The following is a 6,807-nucleotide window of genomic DNA, read 5'->3' as shown; positions in this document are numbered from 1 at the left end:
CATAAGAATTCATGGAACCCTTGGATATGAAAGCCCAATTGAGTACAAACATAGACACCTTAAAAAAATTGTCTAGTTTAGTGTTGACATACCAGTACTCCATTTGCAAAACAAAAACCATCGTTAGACATAACACTTTGAACTATGATAGCTATACTTGTTACATCAAAAAACCGTTTACCTTATTAGCAAACGGATGTTTTTATCTATACTTAATTTTTTTCACGTTGAAAAATAAGGTCAATATATTTTGCTCCTCCATAAAAGGAAAATGGAGGAGCGAATAGTTGCACTATTTCCCATCCTTCTTTTACATTCTCGTTTATAATCTCTATATAGTCTTCTTGAGGTTTCGTATAAAATCCTGGTAGGCCTTTTAGTTTAATCCGCTCAAATTTATACTCTTTCATAATGTCTACCCTCCCTCTATAAATGTTGATGTATCAATGGCTCCTATCTTAAAAACTAAATACTCGATTTAAATAATCGGGATTATTAAATAATCAACATAGAATTATGATTAATATCATTCACTACCTATATAAGTTGAATCATAGATTTCGACTTCTCCATCTTTCAACTTAATGATTACATCAAATGCAGACGAGATCAATTCTTCATCATGGGTAACCATAATGCAAATACAATCCTTTAGTGTACTTATCACTTTGTGAAGTACCTTAACATTTTCCTTATCTAGAGCTGAGCTCGGTTCATCTAACAGTATTACTTGGGGATTATCTAAAATTGCTCTTGCAATAGCCACCTTTTGACGTTGTCCTCCCGATAAATACTCTCCATTATAACCAACGTCTGTTTTAAGTCTTTCCTCAAGCTGGTCAAATTTTAAATGCTTTAGTAAGGATTTTATATCCGTATCGTTATCTTGAAACAACTGAATATTATTCAATAATGTATCTTTAAATAAAAAGTTATTTTGGTCAACGTAACCTACTGATAAATAAGGGCCTTTCTGTTGTACATCATTAACCAATAATTCTCCAGAATATTTTTCGATTAATCCAGCTATAATTTTTAATAATGTAGATTTACCTGACCCATTTTCTCCAACTAAAACATATGATTTCCCTTTTTCAAAACAAAGGTTCAATTCTTTGAATAATGGTTTCTCATTATTACTATAGTAATAGGAAACATTTCGTAACTTTATAGTAGAAATCTCTTCATTTTCAAGATGCATATATTGAGCTACCGGTAGATCTGAAATGAATTGCATTTGCTTTCTAATAGGTTTAGTAGAATTAACTTTATTAAACTCTTGCGCTATGCTAATAGCCGGTTCAACAACATACATTATTAATTGAATGAATGCAATGAGTGCTCCGATTGTAAGTAATTTTTGGCTTACTAAGTACCCTCCAAACAAGAAAATAACTAACATCATTACTATCGTTATACTTCCAAACAATACATTAGCTAAAATAATCATATTTTGTAGCTTCATATTTTTAATTTCTAAGCTTTTTACTACTTTATCTCCTCTAGAACTAAAAATATCTGCTTTTCTATACACTCTTATTATAGGAAAGCCCGCTATCATCTCCTGAATGATGTTGACATATTGTTCATTTGCAGAAATATGATCCTCTTTCAATCTGATAATACGTTTAGAAAACAATACTGGTAATATACTCACTAATCCTATAATAAAGACAAGGGCTAATGTCAAAATAGGCTGTAATATGATTAAAGTTACAATAGAACAGCCTAATAAAAGCCCTTTATTTATTATGCTAAAAATAGACGAGTAGTAGTTTGTCTCTAATTGATTAAGATTTGAAAAATATAAGGTGTTATATTCTTCTGTGTTGTACTTTTTAAATTCATCATATGAAGTGCTAATCATTGCTCGATGTAGTGTACTTCTCAAATTGATCATACAATTTGCAATATAGATATTCCCCATAACTCCTGCAAAATATTGCAATACCATTTGTCCAATGCCCAGCAATAAACACACTCCAAATAACGGAAACAACTTTTCGATTTTTAATTCAACTAAACTGTCTGTAATATACATTAACGCAATTGGGAATAATACAGATACAGAAGCAGCAAAAAACTGTAATATTAAAACAAAAATAAATTGGGGATTCCATCGAATCATTTTCATATTTAAGTCCTACTTAATCTAAACTTTAACTGACCGAAAACATAGTGCAGAATAAAACTGCCCATTAGAATTAATAATAACGATCCAAAAATCGAGTTACTAGCTGTAACCTCTAAATTACCTGATTGATACTTCATACTTCTTTCTAAAATCCCATCTATACGCGGCTGAATAACTACAGTAGTAGCAATACTGAATAAAAGATTTGGTAATGCGAATAAAATAAAACTTATATATGGTTTCTTTTCTGGCAAGTTAACAAACAGTAAAAGAATAACACTTATTATCATTGGGAAAAAAATAAGTATTAATAACTGGATTACATCTATTTCTTCCATTAATAAAAATATTACGAAAAATGAAATTTGAACGATCACCGTCAAGAAGTAAAGAATTTTATTTTTCATTTAATATCCCCCCTAAATAAAAATCATGTTATAAGAGAAGTGGAATAATATAGTATACAGTAGATTTCGAGTTCGGACATATATAATCCCCATTACTAAAGCACCCGGCAATCTATAAAGTAAATTATCTATAAATGGCTCATTAATATGAGTTAAAAATGCAAAAAACAAACTGCTCAACAAAATAATAAACCAAGGCCTGTTAGAAATTTTATACAATAAATAACACACTGCCCCTCTTGCCCAAAATTCTTCTGTAAATGCTACTATAGCCATTTGAATACTGTTAACTACAAGAAATGAGACTGTGTGGCCAGTATAAAACAGGTAGACTTCTAGTAAAATTAAATACACAATTCCTATTATTGCTGTTTTTATATTTAGCGCTCTAATACCAAAATCACCAATAGTTAGATCATATTTCTTTTTCATGTAAATATAAGGAAGTATACAGAAGCCAGACGCCATACTTAAGAAAACTACGAAAATACTAAATGCTCTAGAATCGACATTGGGAAATGAGAAATATAAGATCAATCCCAAAAGTGGTACTAAGAGAAGAGGTAAAAAGAGAACAAATAGAATGTCGATAACTATATTAGATTTGTCTTTAGAGGTGGTTATATGGCCACTATATGAGTTCATTTACAAGTCCCTCCTTGTAAAAAGATATATCCCAATTCTATTGCTAGTAATAATCATTACTAGTATAAGAACTACATATGTTAAAAAGAATTTAGTAAGTTCGTAATTACTTGTAAAATTCATATCAATTAATTCACCTAGATAGTAATCAAATGATATATATTTAAACACCGGGAAATTAGCCATAAATGTAAGTACTATGAATATTAAACAAAATATGATTGTGGCTGTATTAGATTTTAAGATTGTGCTTAACATCATACTAAACGAAATAACAAGTAAATACAGAAATGCTATACCTAACCCAACATATAATAAATTTAAAAATTCATCAGCTCTTATAAATTGCTTTGTTGCAATATCTTCTCTATGTACTACGAAAGAGTAATATAGTATTAAAGAGATAATCGAATAAAATATAATTACAGAAATAACTGCACTGTACATACTTACAAGCTTTGCACGATATATTTTTGCTCTATTTGGTATACGTTGTGTATATAGCAGAATACTACGGTTCTCTATTTCTCCTCCCAATGATTTTGTTGCAAATAAAGCAGCAATTAAAAAGTAAATGAATAACATTTTACCAAATATGAGCATATTTATTACAAAGCTTCCTGCATATTCTTTTTCATCACTATTAAAAACTATAATTGAGGATTCGAAATATGCCCCTAAACTGTATAGTAAAGGGATTCCTATCATAGTTACAAATGCTATAAGTTCTCTTCTTTTTACCAATTTTTTCCATTCTATTTTGTAGACTGTATTAAAGTTCACCATAATTTACTCCCCTTTGAACAGTTCCATTAAGGAAGATTCATTTACTTTAATATCAACTATAGGTATCCCTTGTTGAACAATTTGAGTAATTACTTCATTTAATTGCTCTTTTTCTTTTATAACTATACAATTTTCATCTGAACGCTGATAATTTTCACTTTCAAAGACTTTGGAACGTTCGTCAATTTCCACAATATATCTTTTATTATCATCAAAGACATCATCAAAAACTTTTACACCATTTTCGATATAGATAATTCGATCACAAACATCTTTAACTTCGCTTAAGTTGTGATCTGAGAATATAATTGCTTTGCCTTCTTTCTTTGCTAAATCAACTATCAAATTTTTCACTAAATTTCGCCCTATAACGTCTAACCCCACTAAGGGCTCATCTAAAATTAAAACTCTTTTATCACGTAACAATGCTTGTGCTAGCCCCAGTCTTTGCCTCATTCCAAATGAAAAACTTTTTACATAATCCTGTTTACGATTTAATAAACCAACAAGATTTAGAACTCTTTCAATTTCTACTTTAATTTCTTTTTTATTACTTAAACCCTCAGCAATCAATAATAGTTCTAAATTTTGATAGGCATTTAAATAGTCTACAAAGGAACTTTCTATTAAAACACCAAATTCTGAAATTTCATTTTTGTTCTCCATCAGGTTTTTTCCTTTATAATGAATTTCACCTGAAGTTAAATGTATATTATTTGTTAAACAATTCATTAATGTAGTTTTTCCCGAACCATTTTTACCAATTAAGCCCACGACTTCTCCACCTCTAATTTCTGTAGAGAAATTATCTAAGGCTTTTGTAGTAGATGATTTATATATCTTTGTGACATTATCAAATTGCAATAACATAATCATCACCTCACAATATTGAATAGGTAGCTTTTATAGCATGTAAAAGCTACCTATTAGAAAATTACCAATCTTTGCCATAACTTACACAAACAACAAACCCAACAGAAACACAGTTTGGTTTTACTTCAGCTTTTTTAGTCGCGAATAACATATGTAAATCCACCTCCTTTCAAGTGAAATTTCTAAAGTTCATTGAGCTATAGTTCCTCAATTTACCAGTCTTTACCATAACTTACACAAACAAAGTATCCCACACTAACGCAGTTTGGTTTTGCTTCAGCTTTTTTAGTCGCGAATAACATATGAAATTCATCTCCTTTCAAGGTTCTATAGTTTACTGAGTTATAGTTTCTTTCAATCGTTTCACTGTCCCTCGATAAAAAGTTTTAATGAAAGGACAATACGAATCTCTATCGGTTAATGTTTTATTATATAACCAGCTTCTCCCCCTACATCCACCCCCACATAAGTAGCGATACGAACAATCCTTGCAGCCATTAACCTCTTCAACAGTCAAGAAATTAAATACGTTTTCTTCAGATTTTAATATGCTGCCTAATTCATCTTGTAAAATATTTCCCATTCGAAGTTCATTATCATGTAGCATATGGCAAGGATAAATCGATCCATCAGCGGCAATACTGACCATCTCTTTTCCTACTTCACAATTACCTCGGCAAGTTAAACAGACTTCGCCAGTTGGCATATCCATAATTGGAACATCTTCATCAAACGTTAGAACCTTTTTAGAAAAATCAACAAGTGATTTATTATCAAAAATGTAATCCTTGAACTCTTCATTATTTGGATCAACTGTAAAAATACTAAATGAAAGTCGAACTCCTAAATCATTTGCGAAATTAATATACTCTTGCGCATATTCCAAGTTCCTTTTATGAATAGTTGCAATTAAATTGAGTGATACTAGAGGTTTTAAATATTCAATATTTGAAACAATTCGCTTCATAATTCCTGTATCCCTAATAAATTGAGTTTCTTCATTATAGCCATCTATTGATATATTTAAGATATCAATATATTGGAGTGCATTTAAATGGCGCTCATAAAGCATAGTTCCGTTTGTAATAACACTTAAAGACTTTATGTTTGCCACTTCTTTTGCATAGCGGCAAATGTCAGCAATATCTTTCCTAATAAAGGGTTCTCCACCGGAAAACACAAGTTCTTCTACTCCATTTTTCGTTAACTCATCTAGTATTCTGCATATACTTTCAAATGGTAAAACATCTTGTGTATTACGATTCTCAACATATGAATAACAGCCAATACAATTTAAATTACAGCGATCTGTTAAATGTAAGTAAGCAGCCTTTAATTTACTGTCATTACTAGCTCCTTCAAAAAACCCTAAGTCCTTCATACATTCTAAAATCTGTACTGTCTTTTCATTTAAATCTTCTTCTGTTAGTGACTGATCATTCATTAACTTTTGAACTAATTCATCCCCATCATCATCAAGCCCTATAATTGACCCATTTGCCGTGTTGCCAATCATTTTAATCCCTTCGATTTCAAACATCCTAACATTCTTATCAAAACAAAAGTTATTCTTTAACATATACACACCCTCATTTTCGGAATATTTGTTTTTCTTTAAAACTAATATACACCTTCTATTTAATTACAATCAATATTTTTTTAACGAAAAACATTAATTTTTTATTCATTTTCATAAATTATTCAAAAATTCCGATTTTCAATAAGTTTTTTGTTTTGAATAATGGTCAATCAAATAAATATCCTTTATTTAGAAACTTATCAAAATACAACCTTCTCAACAGCGTAATTTTTATGTTTCACTTGTGAGTGCGAAAAATGAATAAGGTTCTTCTTAAGACAGCACAAAAAAAACATACTAACATTAGTAGTACAAACCAAGGCCATGGTTTGTGCTACTATTTTTTTATAGTAGAAGTGAAGAAAAGCCGACCAGCCTCTGGG

The 6,807-nt window shown here is 30.1% G+C and carries 7 protein-coding genes; all 7 read right to left on the bottom strand.

Features of this window, described 5'->3' with window-relative positions; all coding sequences use genetic code 11:
• Positions 1-212 precede the first annotated feature (212 nt).
• The 7 genes from ACIQVU_RS19945 to ACIQVU_RS19915 all read right to left on the bottom strand — a co-directional run bounded on the left by ACIQVU_RS19945 (position 213) and on the right by ACIQVU_RS19915 (position 6,424).
• Positions 213-410 (bottom strand): DUF4177 domain-containing protein, encoded by a 198-nt coding sequence (locus ACIQVU_RS19945; RefSeq protein ID WP_340805458.1) that lies wholly within the window; start codon positions 408-410, stop codon positions 213-215.
• Positions 411-526: 116 nt separating this feature from the next.
• Positions 527-2,134: an ABC transporter ATP-binding protein gene (locus ACIQVU_RS19940; RefSeq protein ID WP_340805457.1), complete on the bottom strand. Its 1,608-nt coding sequence runs from the start codon at positions 2,132-2,134 to the stop codon at positions 527-529.
• Between the two features lie 2 nt (positions 2,135-2,136).
• Positions 2,137-2,541, bottom strand: coding sequence for a hypothetical protein (locus ACIQVU_RS19935; RefSeq protein WP_340805456.1), 405 nt, complete (start codon positions 2,539-2,541; stop codon positions 2,137-2,139).
• Between the two features lie 12 nt (positions 2,542-2,553).
• Positions 2,554-3,186, bottom strand: coding sequence for a CPBP family intramembrane glutamic endopeptidase (locus ACIQVU_RS19930; protein WP_340805455.1), 633 nt, complete (start codon positions 3,184-3,186; stop codon positions 2,554-2,556).
• Positions 3,187-3,972 carry an ABC-2 transporter permease gene (locus ACIQVU_RS19925; RefSeq protein ID WP_402896976.1) on the bottom strand — a complete coding sequence of 262 codons (786 nt, stop codon included), beginning with the start codon at positions 3,970-3,972 and terminating at the stop codon, positions 3,187-3,189. It lies immediately after the preceding gene.
• Positions 3,973-3,975: 3 nt separating this feature from the next.
• Positions 3,976-4,842: an ABC transporter ATP-binding protein gene (locus ACIQVU_RS19920; RefSeq protein ID WP_340805453.1), complete on the bottom strand. Its 867-nt coding sequence runs from the start codon at positions 4,840-4,842 to the stop codon at positions 3,976-3,978.
• A 337-nt stretch (positions 4,843-5,179) separates the two neighbouring features.
• Positions 5,180-6,424 (bottom strand): radical SAM/SPASM domain-containing protein, encoded by a 1,245-nt coding sequence (locus tag ACIQVU_RS19915; protein WP_340805452.1) that lies wholly within the window; start codon positions 6,422-6,424, stop codon positions 5,180-5,182.
• Between the last annotated feature and the right edge of the window lie 383 nt (positions 6,425-6,807).

The organism is Lysinibacillus sp. NPDC098008 (assembly GCF_044760715.1).
Classification (GTDB): Bacteria; Bacillota; Bacilli; order Bacillales_A; family Planococcaceae; genus Lysinibacillus.
The sequence above is the reverse complement of the archived record's forward strand: the minus strand, read 5'-3'. Positions and strand labels throughout refer to the sequence as shown.

What these genes read in the sequence shown, in the direction of transcription:
- ACIQVU_RS19925 (WP_402896976.1), bottom strand. Translation starts at nt 3,972, where the DNA reads ATGGTGAACTTTAATACAGTCTACAAAATAGAATGGAAAAAATTGGTA.
- ACIQVU_RS19920 (WP_340805453.1), bottom strand. Translation starts at nt 4,842, where the DNA reads ATGTTATTGCAATTTGATAATGTCACAAAGATATATAAATCATCTACT.
- ACIQVU_RS19935 (WP_340805456.1), bottom strand. Translation starts at nt 2,541, where the DNA reads ATGAAAAATAAAATTCTTTACTTCTTGACGGTGATCGTTCAAATTTCA.
- ACIQVU_RS19945 (WP_340805458.1), bottom strand. Translation starts at nt 410, where the DNA reads ATGAAAGAGTATAAATTTGAGCGGATTAAACTAAAAGGCCTACCAGGA.
- ACIQVU_RS19940 (WP_340805457.1), bottom strand. Translation starts at nt 2,134, where the DNA reads ATGAAAATGATTCGATGGAATCCCCAATTTATTTTTGTTTTAATATTA.
- ACIQVU_RS19915 (WP_340805452.1), bottom strand. Translation starts at nt 6,424, where the DNA reads ATGTTAAAGAATAACTTTTGTTTTGATAAGAATGTTAGGATGTTTGAA.
- ACIQVU_RS19930 (WP_340805455.1), bottom strand. Translation starts at nt 3,186, where the DNA reads ATGAACTCATATAGTGGCCATATAACCACCTCTAAAGACAAATCTAAT.